The sequence below is a fragment of the Mycobacterium sp. TH-M103 genome (genome assembly GCF_057473785.1).
In genome coordinates this window covers 1-16,938 of the sequence record NZ_JBYCLG010000111.1, presented here as the reverse complement: position 1 = coordinate 16,938, position 16,938 = coordinate 1, and the positions used below count along the sequence as shown (strand labels likewise).

At 71.2% G+C, this 16,938-nt stretch carries 18 protein-coding genes and 1 pseudogene; 12 read left to right on the top strand and 7 right to left on the bottom strand.

The window, feature by feature from the left end; translation table 11 throughout:
* Both AC2VOR_RS06485 and AC2VOR_RS06480 read right to left on the bottom strand, forming a co-directional pair.
* Positions 1–267 (bottom strand): annotated as a pseudogene (locus tag AC2VOR_RS06485) (amidohydrolase); the annotation flags it as partial.
* A gap of 35 nt (positions 268–302) precedes the next feature.
* Complete coding sequence (locus AC2VOR_RS06480; protein WP_369741739.1) at positions 303–956, bottom strand: cutinase family protein; 654 nt, start codon at positions 954–956, stop codon at positions 303–305.
* Between the two features lie 205 nt (positions 957–1,161).
* Between AC2VOR_RS06480 and AC2VOR_RS06475 the strand changes: the two genes are divergently transcribed.
* From AC2VOR_RS06475 to AC2VOR_RS06460, 4 genes are all read left to right on the top strand, one after another.
* Complete coding sequence (locus AC2VOR_RS06475; protein ID WP_486963417.1) at positions 1,162–3,069, top strand: PPE domain-containing protein; 1,908 nt, start codon at positions 1,162–1,164, stop codon at positions 3,067–3,069.
* A gap of 131 nt (positions 3,070–3,200) precedes the next feature.
* A complete protein-coding gene (locus tag AC2VOR_RS06470; RefSeq protein WP_486963416.1) occupies positions 3,201–3,476 on the top strand; it encodes a hypothetical protein in 276 nt (91 codons plus the stop codon).
* A gap of 65 nt (positions 3,477–3,541) precedes the next feature.
* Positions 3,542–4,348 (top strand): purine-nucleoside phosphorylase, encoded by an 807-nt coding sequence (locus tag AC2VOR_RS06465; RefSeq protein WP_369740235.1) that lies wholly within the window; start codon positions 3,542–3,544, stop codon positions 4,346–4,348.
* Positions 4,345–5,928: a phospho-sugar mutase gene (locus tag AC2VOR_RS06460; RefSeq protein WP_486963415.1), complete on the top strand. Its 1,584-nt coding sequence runs from the start codon at positions 4,345–4,347 to the stop codon at positions 5,926–5,928. Before AC2VOR_RS06465 ends, AC2VOR_RS06460 begins: the two co-directional genes overlap by 4 nt.
* Here the strand turns inward: AC2VOR_RS06460 and upp are convergent.
* A complete protein-coding gene (gene upp, locus AC2VOR_RS06455; protein WP_369740237.1) occupies positions 5,925–6,548 on the bottom strand; it encodes a uracil phosphoribosyltransferase in 624 nt (207 codons plus the stop codon). The genes AC2VOR_RS06460 and upp overlap by 4 nt on opposite strands.
* A 144-nt stretch (positions 6,549–6,692) precedes the next feature.
* Between upp and AC2VOR_RS06450 the strand changes: the two genes are divergently transcribed.
* The 3 genes from AC2VOR_RS06450 to AC2VOR_RS06440 are packed head-to-tail and all read left to right on the top strand — an operon-like array spanning position 6,693 to position 9,884.
* A complete protein-coding gene (locus AC2VOR_RS06450) occupies positions 6,693–7,532 on the top strand; it encodes an alkaline phosphatase family protein (protein WP_369741740.1) in 840 nt (279 codons plus the stop codon).
* A gap of 37 nt (positions 7,533–7,569) precedes the next feature.
* A complete protein-coding gene (satS, locus tag AC2VOR_RS06445; protein WP_486963414.1) occupies positions 7,570–8,865 on the top strand; it encodes a protein export chaperone SatS in 1,296 nt (431 codons plus the stop codon).
* 35 nt (positions 8,866–8,900) lie between these two features.
* Positions 8,901–9,884, top strand: coding sequence for a VWA domain-containing protein (locus AC2VOR_RS06440; protein WP_369740240.1), 984 nt, complete (start codon positions 8,901–8,903; stop codon positions 9,882–9,884).
* Between the two features lie 3 nt (positions 9,885–9,887).
* Here AC2VOR_RS06440 and AC2VOR_RS06435 read toward each other — a convergent pair whose 3' ends face one another.
* Positions 9,888–10,895: a VWA domain-containing protein gene (locus AC2VOR_RS06435; protein WP_369740242.1), complete on the bottom strand. Its 1,008-nt coding sequence runs from the start codon at positions 10,893–10,895 to the stop codon at positions 9,888–9,890.
* Positions 10,896–11,044: 149 nt separating this feature from the next.
* Here AC2VOR_RS06435 and AC2VOR_RS06430 point away from each other — a divergent pair, with 149 nt between their 5' ends.
* Both AC2VOR_RS06430 and AC2VOR_RS06425 read left to right on the top strand, forming a co-directional pair.
* Complete coding sequence (locus AC2VOR_RS06430) at positions 11,045–11,719, top strand: GAP family protein (RefSeq protein WP_369740244.1); 675 nt, start codon at positions 11,045–11,047, stop codon at positions 11,717–11,719.
* A gap of 93 nt (positions 11,720–11,812) precedes the next feature.
* A complete protein-coding gene (locus tag AC2VOR_RS06425; RefSeq protein WP_486963413.1) occupies positions 11,813–12,832 on the top strand; it encodes a PAS domain-containing protein in 1,020 nt (339 codons plus the stop codon).
* A 5-nt stretch (positions 12,833–12,837) separates the two neighbouring features.
* On the opposite strand, the gene AC2VOR_RS06420 is transcribed toward AC2VOR_RS06425, so the two are convergent.
* The 3 genes from AC2VOR_RS06420 to AC2VOR_RS06410 are packed head-to-tail and all read right to left on the bottom strand — an operon-like array spanning position 12,838 to position 15,589.
* Positions 12,838–13,923, bottom strand: coding sequence for an adenosine deaminase (locus AC2VOR_RS06420; RefSeq protein ID WP_369740247.1), 1,086 nt, complete (start codon positions 13,921–13,923; stop codon positions 12,838–12,840).
* Positions 13,920–15,197 carry a thymidine phosphorylase gene (locus tag AC2VOR_RS06415; RefSeq protein WP_369740248.1) on the bottom strand — a complete coding sequence of 426 codons (1,278 nt, stop codon included), beginning with the start codon at positions 15,195–15,197 and terminating at the stop codon, positions 13,920–13,922. The genes AC2VOR_RS06420 and AC2VOR_RS06415 overlap by 4 nt, the downstream gene beginning before the upstream one ends.
* The gene (locus tag AC2VOR_RS06410) at positions 15,194–15,589 is read right to left on the bottom strand and encodes a cytidine deaminase (protein ID WP_369740249.1); all 396 of its coding nucleotides are present in this window, start codon (positions 15,587–15,589) and stop codon (positions 15,194–15,196) included. The genes AC2VOR_RS06415 and AC2VOR_RS06410 overlap by 4 nt, the downstream gene beginning before the upstream one ends.
* 192 nt (positions 15,590–15,781) lie before the next feature.
* Here AC2VOR_RS06410 and sdhC point away from each other — a divergent pair, with 192 nt between their 5' ends.
* The 3 genes from sdhC to AC2VOR_RS06395 form a co-directional block, all read left to right on the top strand.
* Positions 15,782–16,120 carry a succinate dehydrogenase, cytochrome b556 subunit gene (gene sdhC, locus AC2VOR_RS06405; protein WP_369741741.1) on the top strand — a complete coding sequence of 113 codons (339 nt, stop codon included), beginning with the start codon at positions 15,782–15,784 and terminating at the stop codon, positions 16,118–16,120.
* Complete coding sequence (locus AC2VOR_RS06400; protein ID WP_369740251.1) at positions 16,117–16,524, top strand: succinate dehydrogenase hydrophobic membrane anchor subunit; 408 nt, start codon at positions 16,117–16,119, stop codon at positions 16,522–16,524. The genes sdhC and AC2VOR_RS06400 overlap by 4 nt, the downstream gene beginning before the upstream one ends.
* Before the next feature lie 19 nt (positions 16,525–16,543).
* A partial coding sequence (locus tag AC2VOR_RS06395) for an FAD-binding protein (RefSeq protein ID WP_486963412.1) occupies positions 16,544–16,938 on the top strand: 395 nt, incomplete at its 3' end.

The window sequence follows — 16,938 nt, the reverse complement described above, 5'->3', positions numbered from 1 at the left end:
GATCTCGGGCAGCGCGTCGTATTCCGCGCAGACGCCGACCACCAGCGGGCCGCTGCCGAAGTCGGCGCGAAACGCGGTGTCCAAACCACCGGCGGGCGCGGTGATCTCGAAACCGCGCTCGGCGACCAGCGCCTGCGCCTTGGCGCAGCTGCGATGCTCGGCGAACGCCAGCTCGGGCTCGGCGTGGATGGAGTGCGACAGCTCGACGAGGTCGGCGCCCCGGCGCCGCACGACGTCTTCGACGCTGTCCAAAGTGGCGGTGGGCATTCTCGCAGTATCTCACCGCCGCGTTGCCGCGGCCGCTACACCAGTCCGGCGATGAACGCCGCCGCCTCACCGGGGTAGGGCGGCACCGAGTAGTCGTGGTGCGCATCCCGGTCGCGGCCTCCGACGACGCAGACGGGATCGCCGGGGCTGCACAGGTCGATGGCGCGGCCGGCGAACTCGCCCGTGGTCGACAGGGGTGTGTCGAAGCGGTTGCCGGGGTTGCCGAACACCGCGACCGCCCGCACCTTGCTCGCCAGGTCGGGATCCAGCGCGGGGGCCGACCCCAGGTTGCCGATGCGCTGGCCCAAGGGTGGCACCCCCGCCAGCATCGAGACCGCGGAGGCGCCCTGCGAGAAGCCGCCGAGCACCAGCTTCGTCGACGGGCACTGGCCGGTCATCTCGGCGATGTGGTCGCGTGCGTCGTTGGCGCCGTCGGCGGTGGTCAGGAAGTTGTAGCTGGCCGGGTAGTTCACCGCGTAGCTGTCGACGCTGCGCGAGCCGAGCGCTGGGCGCAGGGCGGCCAGCAGCGCATCGCCTACGGCGCCCAGGCCGGGCGGTTCGGCCGTGCCGCGGGCGAAGATCAGCTGGACGTCGGCGCACTCGTCGGCTCGCGCGGACGGCGCCCCACCCGCGAACGTCACGGCCGCTGCCACGACGGCGACGGCCGGGCCGACGATGGGACCGACGATGCGCCGGCAACGAAAACCCATGCGGCAAATCTTGACATATGGCGGGGTGAACACAAGAAAACCGGTGATAGTTCATAAAACTAAGGACGGAGCGCGTGCTCGAACGTTAAAGTCGTGGGGGCGTTTTGTCGGCAGTCACGTTGGCGCGGGGGCGGTGGCGGCGGCCGGCCACCACTGTGGGCCCGCCGAGATGGGACGGTGAGCGATGAGTTTCTTGGTGTGGCCCCCGGAAATCAATTCGGCGCTGCTCTACTCCGGCGCGGGGTCCGGCCCGATGCTGGCGGCCGCGGCGGCGTGGAATGGGCTGGCCGAAGAATTGCAGGCCGCGGCCTCCTCCTTTTCGGCGGTGACGTCCGGGCTCACGGGTCAGGCCTGGCAGGGGCCCGCCGCCACCGCGATGGCGGCCGCGGCCACACCGTATGCGGGCTGGCTGAGCGCCGCCGGCGCCCACGCACAGTCGGCGGCCGCCCAGGCTCAGGCCGCGGCGTCGGCGTTCGAGGCGGCGTTCGCCGCGACCGTGCACCCGGGCGTGATCGCGGCCAACCGCGGCCAGCTGATCTCGCTGGTGACCTCGAACCTGTTCGGCCAGAACGCCCCGGCGATCGCCGCCGTGGAGGCCCACTACGAGCAGCTCTGGGCCCAGGACGTGGCCGCCATGACGGGCTATCACGCCGGCGCCTCGGCCGCGGCCACGCAGCTGTTCTCGGTGCAGACCGCACTGCACACCACGACGGCCCAGCTGAGCCTGCCCAACGTCAACCTGGGCGTCGGCAACCTGGGCGGGCTGAACCTGGGCAGCGGCAACACCGGCAACCTGAACCTGGGCAACGCCAACATCGGCACCCAGAACCTCGGCAACGGCAACATCGGTATCCACAACTTCGGCGCCGGGAACTTCGGCAGCACCAACCTGGGCTTCGGCAACGGCGACTCCTTACAAGGGGTCGCGTCCAACTTCAACATCGGCGGGGGAAACCTCGGCAACTACAACATCGGCTTCGGCAACGCCGGCCTCTATTTCACCGCGGGGATCGGCAACATCGGTCTGGGCAACCTGGGCGTCAACAACTTCGGCATCGGCAACGTCGGCGGCGGCAACATCGGCGCCGGCAACTCCGGAATCGGGAGCACCGCCGGCTTCGGCAACATCGGCTTCGGCAACAGCGGCAACAACAACTGGGGTTTCGGCAACACCGGCTTCGGCAACATCGGCTTCGGCAACAGCGGCACCGGCGACATCGGTTTCGGGCTCACCGGTAACAACCAGATAGGTTTCGGCGGTTTGAACTCCGGCAGCGGCGACATCGGCTTCGGCAACTCCGGCAACAACGACATCGGGTTCTTCAACTCCGGCAACAACAGCTTCGGCATCGGCAACTCCGGACTCACCGCCACCGGTCTGTTCAACTCCGGCCAGATCGCCACCGGCATCGGCAACTCCGGCGGCGGCGACACCGGCATCGGCAACGCGGGCTACAGCGCATTACCTGCCAGTGGCGAGAACACGGGTTTCGGCAACGGGGGTGTCAACAACGTCGGATTCGACAATGGGGGCAGTTTCAACGCGGGCAATTTCAACGCGGGTTCTTATAACGCGGGCAGCTTCGACTCGGGCAGCTACAACACCGGCCTGTTCAACGCGGGCAACACCAATACCGGCTTCGAGAACTCGGGCAACACCAACACGGGACTGTTCAACGCGGGCAGCCTGAACACCGGCCTGGGCAGTTCGGCCACCCAATCGGTGGCCAGCTCGGGCTTCGGCAACACCGGCACCGGAACCTCGGGCTTCTTCAACACCGGGGGCAACGACAACTCCGGCTTTTACAACTCGAGCGCCGGCGGCTCCAACTCGGGGATCGGCAACTCGAGCGTCCACGGAGCCAATGTGGGCTATTTCAACTACGGCAACGGTTACGGAGATGTCGGCTTCTTCAACAGCGGGGTGCTCGGCTCCAACGCCGGATTCTTCAACTCCGACACCGGCGAAGGCGAGAACTCCGGCTTCTTCAACACCGGCGCCGGTGACAGTTCGGGCTTCGCGAACCTGGGCGCCTCGAGCTCGGGCTGGTTCAACCCCGGGGACGGGCAGTCGGGCCTCTTCGGGCTGTGACGCCCGGCCCTGCAGACTCCGTGGTCCGCCGCTGCCGATCGAAGACTACATTCGGTATCTTTTCCCCATATTTTTTAAGCAAAAGGTATGCCAATTCATTGCGCGCATGCGACCATGTTGCCGGGTGGGCGATGCCGACCCGGCGCAACGCGAGTTCGCCGGAGGAGGGCACTGGGAGAACACCGGAGAAGACCGTCGCAGGAAACGGGGTCGGGGCGGAGCGCTCGACAGGGCACCGCGTCGCGATGATCGAGCGGCACACCGCCGGCCTGGCGCCGGGCTGGTACGTGCGCGACGGCCTCTTCTGGGACGACGTGTGTTCGGTGCTGGCGGCGCCGTTCACCACGCAGGGTAACGCGCTGGCGTGCCGCTCGGCGCTGGAACGCGGCGACACGCCCCGCCACTAATACATCGACGAGGTCGCGGCGCGATTGCCGGGCGAGGCGCCCCCGCCAGGCTAGGCTCGCGCAGTGTGAGCGACGCCGCGACCGACGCCGACGAACTCGCCCGGCGGGCGGGGCATTTCATCGCCGAGCGCACCGGAGCCGCCGAGCACGACGTCGCCGTCGTCCTCGGGTCGGGATGGTCCTCGGCGGTCGCCGCGCTGGGTGCCGCCACCGCCACGCTCCCCCAGGCCGAGGTGCCCGGGTTCCGCCCGCCGAGCGCCGCCGGGCACAGCGGTCAGCTGCTGTCGGTGCCGATCGGCGCGCACCGGGTGCTGGTGCTGGTCGGGCGCGTGCACGCCTACGAGGGCCACGACCTGCGCCACGTCGTGCACCCGGTCCGGGCGGCCTGCGCGGCCGGGGCGCGCGTCGTGGTGCTCACCAACGCGGCCGGCGGGCTGCGCCCTGGCATGACGGTCGGCCGACCGGTGCTGATCAGCGACCACCTCAACCTGACCGCGCGCTCCCCGTTGACCGGCCCGCAGTTCGTGGACCTGACCGACGCCTACGCGCCGCGGCTGCGCCGGCTCGCCCTGCAGGCCGACCCGGAGCTGACCGAGGGCGTGTACGCCTGCATGCCCGGCCCCCACTACGAGACACCGGCCGAGATCCGGATGCTGCGGACCCTGGGCGCCGACCTGGTGGGCATGTCGACGGTGCACGAGACCATCGCCGCCCGCGCGGCCGGCGCCGAGGTGCTGGGGGTGTCGCTGGTGACCAACCTGGCCGCCGGGATCGGCGGCGCGCCGCTCAGCCACGCCGAGGTGCTCGCCGCCGGGGCCGCCTCGGCGCACCGGATGGGCGCGCTGCTGGCCGACCTGATAGCCCGGGTATGACGCCCGAGGAGTGGATCACCCACGATCCCGACCCGGCCACGGCCGCCGAGCTCGCCGCCTGCGGCCCCGGCGAACTCGCCGCCCGGTTCGCCCGCCCACTGGTGTTCGGCACCGCGGGACTGCGCGGCCCGGTGCGCGGCGGACCCGACGCCATGAACGTCGCCGTGGTCTCGCACGCCAGCTGGGCGGTGGCGCAGGTGCTCGGGAGCCACGGCCGGGCCGGTTCGGCGGTCGTCGTCGGGCGCGACGCCCGGCACGGCTCGGCCGTGTTCGCCACCGCCACGGCCGAAGTGCTTGCCGCCCAAGGCTTTCGGGTGCTGCTGCTGCCCGGGCCGACGCCCACGCCGGTGGTCGCTTTCGCGGTGCGGCGCACCGGGGCCGCCGCCGGGATACAGATCACGGCCTCCCACAACCCGGCGACCGACAACGGTTACAAGGTGTACTTCGACGGTGGCATCCAGATCGTCTCCCCCACCGACCGCGAGATCGAGTCCGCGATGGCCGGCTCCCCGCCGGCCGACGAGATCGCCCGCGCCCCGGTGCAACCCGCGCACACCGACCTGGTCGAGCGCTACATCGAGCGGGCCGCCGGGGTGCGGCGCGCCACCGGTTCGGTGCGGGTGGCGCTGACCGCGCTGCACGGGGTGGGCGGCGCGGTGGCCGTCGAGACGCTGCGCCGCGCCGGTTTCGGCCGGGTGCACACCGTCGGCGCCCAGTTCGCGCCGGACCCCGACTTCCCCACCGTCGCGTTCCCGAACCCCGAGGAGCCCGGGGCCACCGACGCCCTGCTGGCCCTGGCCGCCGACGTCGGCGCCGACGTCGCGATCGCGCTGGACCCCGACGCCGACCGGTGCGCCGTCGGCATCCCGACCGCATCGGGGTGGCGGATGCTCTCCGGCGACGAAACCGGTTGGCTGCTCGGCGATTACATTCTCTCCCAGCCGCGAACCGGGATCCCGGTCGTCGCCAGCTCGCTGGTGTCCTCGCGCATGCTGGCGGCCATCGCCGCGCATCACGGCGCGGTGCACGTCGAGACCCGCACCGGCTTCAAGTGGCTGGCCCGCGCCGACTCGCAGGTGCCCGGCGGCACCCTGGTGTACGCCTACGAGGAGGCGATCGGCCACTGCGTCGACCCGGACGCCGTGCGCGACAAGGACGGCATCAGCGCCGCCGTCCTGGTGTGCGACCTGGTGGCCGCGCTGGCATCCCGGGGCGAAACCGTGTCGGGCGCGCTCGACGAGCTGGCCCGCCGGCACGGCGTGCATGACGTCGCCGCGGTGTCGCGCCGCGTCGCCGGCGCCGGCGAGGCCGCCGCACTCATGGACCGGTTGCGGGCGGACCCACCGGCCACACTGGCCGGGTTCACCGCGACCCTCACCGACGTCACCGACGCGCTGATCTTCACCGGCGGCGACGACGCGGCGTCGGTGCGCGTGGTGGTGCGGCCCTCGGGCACCGAGCCGAAGGTGAAGTGCTACATCGAGGTTCGCTGCGCGGCGGGTGCCGAGTTGGCCGCGGCCCGGACGCGGGCGCGCGCGCTGCGCGACGAACTGGCCGGCCAGGTCGGCGGCTGGGGCTAGCGGGGCCCGTACTGGCGGTCTCCCGCGTCGCCGAGCCCGGGAACGATGAAGGCGTGCTCGTTGAGGCCGTCGTCGACGGCCACGGTGAACAGCCGCGCATCCGGCGCCGCCTTCTCAAGGGCCGCAATGCCTTCCGGCGCGGCCACCGCGCACAGCACGGTGATCCTGGCGGCGCCGCGGCGGTGCAGCAGACCGATCGTGTGCCGCACCGACCCGCCCGTCGCCAGCATCGGTTCCAGCACCAGCACCGCCCGGCCAGTCAGGTCGTCGGGCAGCGACTCCAGATACCCGGCCGCGCGGTGGGTTTCCTCGTCGCGGGCCACGCCGACGAACCCGACCTGGGCCTGCGGCAGCAGCGCCAGCGCCCGGTCGAGCATGCCCAGCCCGGCGCGCAGCACGGGCACCAGCAGCGGCTTTCCGGCCAGTCGCATCCCGAGGGTCTCGGCCAGCGGGGTGTGGACCGGAAAGCTCTCGAGGGGCGCGTCGCGGGTGGCCTCGTAGACCAGCATCACCGTCAGGTCGCCCAGCGCGGCCCGGAACTCGGCGTTGGGAGTGTGCTTGTCGCGCAACGCGGTCAGCCGGGCCAGGGCCAGCGGGTGATCGATGATGCGTACGTCCACGGCACCTGACCCTATATAACGATCGCGGCCAACCCGGTTGACACGCTCGTGCGGGTGCCGCAGGGGCCAAGCACCCGCCCATATACTCCCGGCGTGCAGGTTCGCAGCGGGCTGACGGGCAAGGCACATCGGGCCCTGCGGGCCATCTGGCCGGCCGTCGCGGTGGCGCTGGCGGGCATCGCGGCCACCCCGCTGTCCCCGCTGGTGAGCCTGGCGGCGGCCGCGGTCCCGCAACCGGCGCACGTGGTGATCGTGATCGAGGAGAACCGCGCGGCGGCCAACATCATCGGCAACAGGTCGGCGCCGTTCATCAACGCCCTGGCCGCGGCCGGCGCGAACATGGCCGCGTCGTTCGCCGAGACCCATCCCAGCGAGCCGAACTACCTGGCGCTGTTCGCCGGCAGCACGTTCGGCGTGACCACCGACGCGTGCCCGGTCAACGCCGGCGCTGCCCCCAACCTGGCGTCCGAGCTGCTGGCCGCCGGTTACACGTTCGCCGGGTTCTCCGAGGGGCTGCCCGCAGTCGGCTCACCGGTGTGCAGCGCGGGCAAGTACGCGCGCAAGCACGTGCCCTGGGCCGACTTCACCAACGTGCCGCCCAGCACGTCGCTGCCGTTCTCGGCATTCCCGATGGGCAACTACGCCGCCCTGCCGACGGTGTCGTTCGTCATCCCCGACAACGGCAACAACATGCACGACGGCTCCATCCCGCAGGCCGACGCCTGGCTCAACCGCAACCTGTCCGGGTACGCCAACTGGGCGGCGGCCAACAACAGCCTGCTGATCGTGACCTGGGACGAGGACGACAACTCCAGCCGCAACCGGATCCCGACGGTGTTCTACGGCGCGCACGTGCGGCCCGGCACCTACGGCGAGCAGATCAGCCACTACAACGTGCTTTCCACGCTGGAGCAGATGTACGGACTGCCCAAGACCGGCTACGCCGCCAACGCCCCGGCGATCACCGACATCTGGGCGGGCTGAACCCGAACGCTGCGGCGCCGTCGCTATTGTGTGCCGCATGGCTGCTGACCTCGTGCCGATCCGCCTGAGCCTGCCCATCGGTGACCGCTACACCGTGTGGGCGCCCCGCTGGCGCGACGCCGGCGACGAATGGGAGGCGTTCCTGGGCAAGGACGAGGACCTGTTCGCGTTCGAGTCCGTGGCCGACCTGGTCGCGTTCGTGCGCTCCGACACCGACAACGACCTGGTCGACCACCCGGCGTGGAAGGACCTGACCGCGGCGCACGCGCACAAGTTCGATCCCGCCGAGGACGCGCGGTTCGACCTGGTCGCCGTGGAGGAACTGGTGGCCGAGAAGCCGACCTCGGAGTCGGTGGCCGCGGTGGCCAGCGCGCTGGCGATCGTGTCGTCGCTCGGGTCGGTGTGTGAGCTGCCGGCGGTGTCGAAGTTCTTCAACGGCAACCCGAGCCTGGGCACGGTCACCGGCGGGATCGAGAACTTCGCCGGCCGGGCCGGGCAGAAGCGCTGGAACCTCATCGCCGAGATCATCGGGCGGGGCTGGGACGACGTGCTCGCCGCGGTCGAGGGGATCATCACCACCCCCGAGGTCGCCGCCGCGGCGTCGGCCGAGGCCCAAGAGGAACTGGCCGAGGAGCCCGACGAAGAGCCGGAGACCCCCACGGCCGACGAGACCGACGCGGAGGCGGAAACCGAGACCGAGACCGAGACCGCCGAGGAGTCCGGGCAGGAACCGGCGGCCCAGGAGGAGGCCCGCGCGCCCGGCGACACCGTCGTGCTGGGCGGGGACAAGGACTTCTGGCTTCGGGTCGGCATCGACCCGATCAGGATCATGATGAGCTCCGGCACGTTCTACACCCTGCGCTGCTACCTGGACGACGCACCGGTGTTCCTCGGGCGCAACGGGCGGATCAGCGTGTTCACCTCCGAGCGCGCCCTGGCCCGCTACCTGGCCGACGAGCACGACCACGACCTGTCGGACCTGAGCACCTATGACGACATCCGCACCGCGGCCACCGACGGCTCGCTGGCCGTCGAGGTCACCGACGACAACGTCTACGTGCTCAGCGGCCTGGCCGACGACCTGGCCGACGGGCCGGACGCCGTGGACCGCGACCAGCTCGACCTGGCCGTCGAGTTGCTCCGCGACGTCGGTGACTACTCCGAGGACCCGACGGTGGACACGGCGCTGGAGCCGGGCCGGCCGCTGGGCAAGCTGGTGGCCGCCGTGCTGGAGCCCGGCTCGGTGACCAAGCCGACGCCCCCCTATGCGGCGGCGGTGCGGGAATGGGAGAGACTGGAACAATTCGTCGATGGGCGGCTCAGGCGCGAATAGCCTGAACGGCCGGCCCGAACGGGAGGTGAGTCGGGGTGTCGCTTCCCGGGGTCGGCCCGTTGCCCCTGTACGGATTCCAGCGCCCGGCCCTGTTGCTGTTCGGCCTGGTCCCGCTGGCCCTGCTGGTCGTGTACGTCCTCGTCCAGTCCCGCCGCGGGCGCCGGCTGCGCCGGTTCACCGAGGCGGAAGTGCCGCAGTCGATGTGGCGACACCTGCCGATCGCCGTGGCGCTGCTCAGCCTGGCCCTGCTGACCGTCGCGCTGGCCACCCCCACCCATGACATGCGCATACCGCGCAACCGCGCGGTGATCATGCTCGTGATCGACATGTCGCAGTCGATGAAGGCCACCGACGTCGACCCGAACCGGCTCAAGGCCGCCGAGCAGGCGGCCGGCCAGTTCGCCGCCCAGCTGACCCCGGGCGTCAACCTGGGGCTGGTCGGCTTCGCCGGGACCCCCTACCTGCTGGTGCCACCCACCCCGCAGCACCAGGCGACGGTCGACGCCCTCAAGAAGCTGGAGTTCGGCGACGGCACCGCCACCGGCGAGGCCATCTTCACCGCCCTGCACGCAATCGGGGCCACCGACGTCACCGGCGGCGACTCCCCGCCACCGGCCCGGATCGTCCTGCTGTCCGACGGCGCGGAGAACAAGCCGGCCGACCCCCAGGACCCGCACGACGGCGCCTACACGGCGGCGCGCCTGGCCAAGGACCAGGGGGTGCCGGTCTCCACGATCGCGTTCGGGACGCCGACCGGCGAGATCGACCTGGACGGGGTGCGGGTCGCGGTCCCGGTCAAGCCGGACCAGATGAAGACGATCGCCCGGCTCTCCGGCGGCCAGTACTACACCGCCACCAACCTCGGCGAGCTCGAGAAGAGCTACGACAACATCGAGAACGAGATCGGGTACCGCACCGTGGCCGGGCCCGGCAGCGCCGGGTGGCTGCGCCTGGGCGTCCTGACCGCCGTGCTCGCCGCGGCGCTGGGGCTGCTGATCAACCGGCGCCTGCCCGCCTGACGCTCAGGACGGCAGCCTGCGGTTGAGCAGCAACCCGGCCAGCACCGCGCCGGCCAGGACGAGAGCCCCCAGCAGCATCCAGGGCAGGCTCGCGTCGCCCTTGACGGTCTGGTAGCCGATCTGGCGCTGCAGCGTCTGATAGACCCGCTTGAGCGATTCCAGGCTGTCGGCGTGGAACGCCTGCCCGCCGGTGATCTCGCAGATCTGCTGCAGGGTCTGGTCGTCGACCGGGACGGGGATGGTGGCGCCCTGGTAGTCGACGGTGCCGTCGGGCGTGCCGAAGGAGATCGTCGAGATCTCGATGCCCTGGGATTTCGCGGCGCGCGCCGCGGTGAAGGCCCCCTGCGGAGCGTTGGGATCCAGCGGCACGTTCTCGGCGCCGTCGGATTCCAGCACGATCCGCGCCGGCGGGGGGCCCTCGCCGCCGCCCAGCACGGCCCCGACCGTGGCGATCGCCTGCATCGCGGTGAAGATGCCCTCCCCCGTCGCCGTCTTCGGGGCGGGCGCCAGGCGCTCGATCGCCGACTTCACGGCGGCCCGGTTGGTGGTCGGGGCGACCAGCAGCGTGGCGTTGGCCGCGAACTCGACAAGCCCGAGGTTGATCGCCGGCGTCAGCTCGTCGGCGAACTGCTCGCCCGCCACCTTGGCCGCCGCCAGCCGGCTCGGTGGGACGTCGGTGGCCGCCATGGACTCCGAGACGTCGATGACCAGCATCACCACCGCGCGGTTGAGGGGGATCCGCACATCCGAGGTCGGGCCGGCCATGGCGGTGGTCAGCAGCACCAGCGACGTGGCCAACAGGATCGTCGGCAGGTGCCGCCACCGGCTGGGACGCGGCGGGGCGACCCGTTCGAGCACCTCCATGTTGGCGAAACGCAGCACCCGCCGGCGGCGGGTGAACTGCTGGGCGATGTAGCCGCCCAGCACCAGCAAAACGATCAGCAGGAACAGGAAGAACCACGCGTTCTGGAAGCCGGTGAGCGACACGGGGCCCAGCAGGGGCAGCTTCATATCCAGTCACACTATTCGTCCCGGCCGAGCGCCGCACAGCCGTTCCGTCGCGAGCGGCCGGCCCCGCCCCACGGCGGTTGGCGCGCGATCCATACCCCCGGGGGTACTGTGGTACAGGTAGTTCACCGCGGACTTGGTCGGGGGAAGAGTTGGAACTTTTCGGTCCGTCGGGGCTGCTGGTCGCGAAGCTCGCCGCACCGGCGTTTGTGGTGGCGCTCTCGCCGGTGCCCGTCGTGCTGGCGTTGGTGCTGCTCGTCCACAACGACCGGCCACGCTCGTCCAGCATCGCCTACCTGCTGGGCAGATTGCTCTCGCTGACCGGGCTGACCGTGGCCTCGATGCGCATCCCGCGGACCTTCGACGGCCTACGCGGGCCCGCGCCGCCGTGGACCGACTGGCTGGTCGTGGCCGCCGGTGCGGCACTAGTCGCATTCGGCGCGTGGGTGTGGCGGCGGCGCACCGCAGCCGCGGACGAGGCGGGCTGGGACAGCCGCGCAGGCAGGATCACCCCACCGGTTGCGGCCGCGCTGGGATTCTTCCCCATGCTGGCCAACCCGAAGGTGCTTGCGGCCAGCGCGGCCGCGGGAACCCAGGTCGCCGCCGGCCGGCTGCCGGTCCTCGGCGCGGCGGCGGCCGTCGCCTTCTACGCCGCGCTGGCGAGTTCGACCGTGGCCGCCCCAGTGCTGGCCTATGTCGTCGCCGGACCGAGCATCGATCGCCGGCTGGAGCAAATCAGGCGCTGGATCCAGCGGCACCGCCACGCGATGACGGCGACGACACTGGTTGCTGGGGGCTGCGCGTTGGTGTTGTATGGGTTCGCCTGAGGGCGCCGCCCCGGTTTCCGGCCGAATCCGGGCCGAGCACGGTCCGTCGATTTCGGCAACGGCGGCGCGCATGCCCTCGTAGTATCCCCACTCGTGAATCGCGAGTGGCTGTTGCTGGAGGTGGTCGGCGACGGGCCCGTCGTCGTCGCGCAGGGCCATGCGCTGCGAAAATTCGTGCCGCTCAGCGTCTTCTTGCGCAGAAACCCGCACCTCAAGGCGATCACGGCGGCCGTCGACGAGACCGTCAGCAAACGCCGGGGGGTCAGCCGCGACATGGTCGACGGCAGGACCGTCGTACAGACCGAGGCCGTGGTGATGAACGACGGTCACGTACACGGCGTACAGCTGTGGGCCGGACCCCGGGCCGTCCCCCCGGCGGAACGGCCGAAACCCGGGGCGGTGGCATGGAACATCACCACGGGGACCGCCAGCGACACACCCCAGGCGCTGGCCAACTCCGGCCTAGATCTGGCCGTCGAGCAAACCGACGGCCGCCCGTTCGCCGCGGACCTGCCGATCGGCCACATCAACCGGGACGAGACGCAGGTGCTCGCGCTGACCATGAGCTGCAAGCCCGGGGACACTTACTGCAGCACGTGGGATACGACCAGCCATGACGGCGAACGGATCCGGGTGAGCTTCGTCGCCCGCGCCCGCGTCGAGCCTCAGGCGGACGGCACCGACCACCTGGTCTGCCGCGCCATGAACTGGCGCCTACCCGACCGGGAGGAGCCGGTGCCCGACGGCGACCTCGCCCGCCACATCCTGCGCGACATGGCGCAGGAGGGCATCCACCGGGCCCTCGTCGACCTGCGGTCGTGGCACCTGCTCAAGTGGCTCGACCCGCCGTTTCCCCACTTCGACTGGCGCGGCGAGACGGAGGGCCAGCCGCTGGTGCATCCCGACGACCACTCCGTGCTGCGCACGATGAAGCAGCAGTTCGCCGAGGGGCCGGCCGAGGGGTTGCTGCGGCTGCGCGCGAAGGGCGGCGGGTGGACCGTGGTGCACAGCACCATCTACCGGGTGCATCTGCTCGACGACAACTACGCCGGGCTCATCTGCCTGCGCCTGCCCACCCCGGCCGAGCTGCTGCGCAAGACGCAGGCCGTCTGAGCCGCCTACCCGATCAGCACCGCATACCGGGGCTTGATCACCTCGTCGATGATCGCCAGCCGCTGGTCGAACGGGATGAACGCCGACTTCATCGCGTTGATGGTGAACCGCTCGAGGTCGCTCCACCCGTAGCCGAACGCCTGCACCAACCGGTGCATCTCCAGGCTCATCGAGGTGTCGCTCATCAACCGGTTGTCGGTGTTGACAGTCACCCGGAAGCGGGTCCGGGCCAGCAGGTCGAACGGGTGCTCGGCGATGCTCTCGACCGCGCCGGTCTGCACGTTGGAGCTGGGGCACAGCTCCAGCGGGACGCGCTTGTCGCGCAGGATCGACGCGAGCCGGCCCAGCCGCACCTGTCCGTCGCCGGACACGTCGATGTCGTCGACGATGCGCACGCCGTGGCCCAGCCGGTCGGCGCCGCAGAACGCGATCGCCTCGTGGATGGACGGCAGCCCGAACGCCTCGCCGGCATGAATGGTGAAGCGCGCGTTGTTGTCCCGCATGTATTCGAACGCGTCCAGGTGCCGCGTCGGCGGGTTGCCGGCCTCGGCCCCGGCGATGTCGAACCCGACGACCCCCCGGTCCCGCCAGCGGATCGCCAGCTCGGCGATCTCGCGGGACACCGCGGCATGCCGCATGGCGGTGACCAGCAGCCGCACCACGATCGGGCGGCCCGCCTCAGCGCAGGCCTTCTCCCCGTCGGCGAAGCCGGCCAGCACGGCGTCGACGATCTCGTCGAAGGAGAGCCCCCGGTCGATGTGCAGTTCGGGGGCGAACCGGATCTCGGCGTAGACCACCGCATCGGCGGCCAGGTCCTCCACGCACTCGCGGGCCACGCGGTGCAGCGCGTCGGGGGTCTGCATCACCGCCACGGTGTGCGAGAACGGCTCGAGGTAGCGCTCCAGCGAGCCGCTGTGCGAGCGGGTGCGAAACCACGTCGCCAGCTCGTCGACGTCGGTGGCGGGCAGCCCGTCGTAGCCGGTCGCAGCCGCGATGTCGATGACGGTCGCCGGGCGCAGCCCGCCGTCGAGGTGGTCGTGCAGCAGGGCCTTGGGCGCCTTGGTGATCTGTTCGAGGTCCAGTTCGCTCACGTGACGATCCGATCGATGATCAGCGGTCGGGGCTGCGGGGCGGTGGGGCCGACGCGGTAGCCGCCGTCCAGCTCGGCCATCGCGGCGCCGAACCGTTCGGGGGTGTCGGTGTAGAGGGTGAACAACGGCTCCCCCGCCGCCACCGGCTCCCCCGGGCGGCGGTGGATCCGGACACCCGCGCCCGGCTGCACCGTCCCGCCCGGGCTGGATCGCCCCGCACCGAGCCGCCAAGCCGCCATTCCCACCGCCATCGCGTCGATATCGCCCATTGTGCCGCCCCGGGCGGCGGTGACGGTCTCGGTATGCGCACCGATGGGCAACGGAACCGACAAGTCCCCGCCCTGGGCGGCGACCAGCCGCCGGAACCGGTCCATCGCGGTCCCGTCGCGCAGCGTCTGGGCGGGGTCGCGGTCGTCGATCCCGGCCAGCGCCAGCATCTCGCCGGCCAGTGTCAGCGTCAGCTCCACCACGTCGGGCGGGCCGCCGCCGGCCAGCACCTCCAGCGATTCGGCGACCTCCAGCGCATTGCCGACGGTCGCGCCCAGCGGGCTGTTCATGTCCGTCAACAGCGCGCGGGTGGGTACCCCGTGGGCCGCGCCCAGCCCGACCATGATGTGCGCCAGCTCCCGGGCCTGCGCCGGCGAGGACGTCAGCGCCCCGGAGCCGACCTTCACGTCGAGCACCAGCGCGCCGGCCCCCTCGGCCAGCTTCTTGCTCATCACCGAACTGGCGATCAGCGGCGGCGACTCGACGGTGCCGGTGATGTCGCGCAGCGCGTAGAGCTTGGCGTCGGCGGGGGCCAGCTCGCCGGCGGCGAAGATCGCCGCGCCGACCTGCCGAAGTTGTTCGCGCACACGCCGATTGGACAGTTCGCCGGTGAACCCGGCGATCGACTCCAGCTTGTCCAGGGTGCCGCCGGTGTGCCCGAGCCCGCGGCCCGACGCCTGGGGCACCGCCGCGCCGCAGGCGGCGACGACCGGCACGAGCGGCAGGGTGATCTTGTCGCCGACCCCGCCGGTGGAATGCTTGTCGACGGTCGGCACGGGCAGGTCGGTGAAGTCGAGCCGCGGTCCCGAGGCCAGCATCGCCGCGGTCCACCGGGCGATCTCGCCGCGGTCCATCCCGCGCCACACGATCGCCATCAACAGCGCCGACATCTGTTCGTCGGCGACCCGGCCGTGGGTGTAGGCGTCGACGACCCAGTCGATGGCGGCGTCGGAGAGCCGGCCGCCGTCGCGCTTGGTCCGGATCACCGTCGGGGCGTCGAACGTCATCGCCGCGCCAGGTCGTCGGGGCCGAAGGCGTCGGGCAGCAGGTCGCCGATCCGGCGCGGCCCGGCCGGATGGTCGATCAGCAGCCCGGGGCCGCCGTGTTCGAGCAGCACCTGCCGGCACCGCCCGCACGGCATCAGCGGCGCGCCCGCCGCGTCGACGCAGGACAGGGCGACCAGGCGCCCGCCGCCGGTCGCGTACAGCGCGGACACCACCGAGCACTCGGCGCAGAGACCGAGGCCATATGAGACATTCTCCACATTGCAGCCGGTAACCACCCGGTCGTCGTCGACCAGCGCGGCCGCACCCACCGCGAACCGCGAATACGGCGCGTAGGCGTTGGCCGCAACCTCAACGGCCTTGCTGCGCAATGCTTTCCAGTCGACTTCAGGCATACCGCACCCCGTTCACCGATGCTCGACGCGAGTACGCCACCCTAACCTGGGCCGCAACCCGGCCGGGTTAGGCTGGAACGTCCGGGGAAGGCGGTGAACACGGTGGCGAGCACACAGGCGACGACCGCGGGCCCAGCTAAGGCGGCACGCGGGCGACGGCCGCCGCGCACCCTGTACCGGGGCGATCCGGGCATGTGGGCGTGGGTGCTGCACCGCATCAGCGGCGCGACGATCTTCTTCTTCCTGTTCGTCCACGTCCTGGACACCGCCCTGGTCCGGGTGGGGCCGCAGGCCTACGACGAGGTGCTCGCGACCTACAAGACGCCGATCGTCGGCGTGATGGAGTTCGGCCTGGTCGCCGCCGTGCTGTTTCACGCGCTCAACGGGATCCGCGTCATCCTGATCGACTTCTGGTCCGAGGGCACCCGCCACCAGCGGCTGATGCTGTGGATCGTGGGCGTGCTGTTCCTGTTGCTCATCGTCCCGGCCGGGGTGGTGCTGGGCATTCACCTGATGGCGCACCTACGATGAGCCGCCCCGCGGGCCTGGACCGACCCCGCGCGCCGCGGCGGCGCGCCGGCGTCCCCAACTTCGAGAAATACGCGTGGCTGTTCATGCGGTTCTCCGGGGTCGTGCTGGTGTTCCTGGCGCTCGGGCACCTGTTCATCATGCTGATGGTCGACGACGGCGTGTACCGCATCGACTTCAACTACGTGGCGCAGCGCTGGGCGTCGCCGTTCTGGCAGATCTGGGATCTGCTGCTGCTGTGGCTGGCACAGCTGCACGGGGGCAACGGTCTGCGCATCATCATCGACGACTACAGCCGCAAGGACAGCACCCGCTTCTGGCTGAACAGCCTGCTGGCGCTGTCGATGGGTTTCACGTTGGTGCTGGGGACCTACGTGCTGCTGACGTTCGACCCGAACATCTCGTGATCCAGGGGGGTTGACGCGGTTGATTCAGCAACACCGATACGACGTGGTGATCGTCGGCGCCGGCGGCGCGGGGATGCGGGCGGCCGTGGAGGCGGGCCCGCGGGTGCGCACCGCGGTGCTGACCAAGCTGTACCCGACCCGCAGCCACACCGGCGCCGCCCAGGGCGGCATGTGCGCCGCGCTGGCCAACGTCGAGGACGACAACTGGGAGTGGCACGCCTTCGACACCGTCAAGGGCGGCGACTACCTGGCCGACCAGGACGCCGTGGAGATCATGTGCCGGGAGGCGATCGACGCGGTGCTCGACCTGGAGAAGATGGGGATGCCGTTCAACCGCACCCCCGAGGGCCGCATCGACCAGCGCCGCTTCGGCGGGCACACCCGCGAGCACGGCAAGGCCCCGGTGCGCCGCGC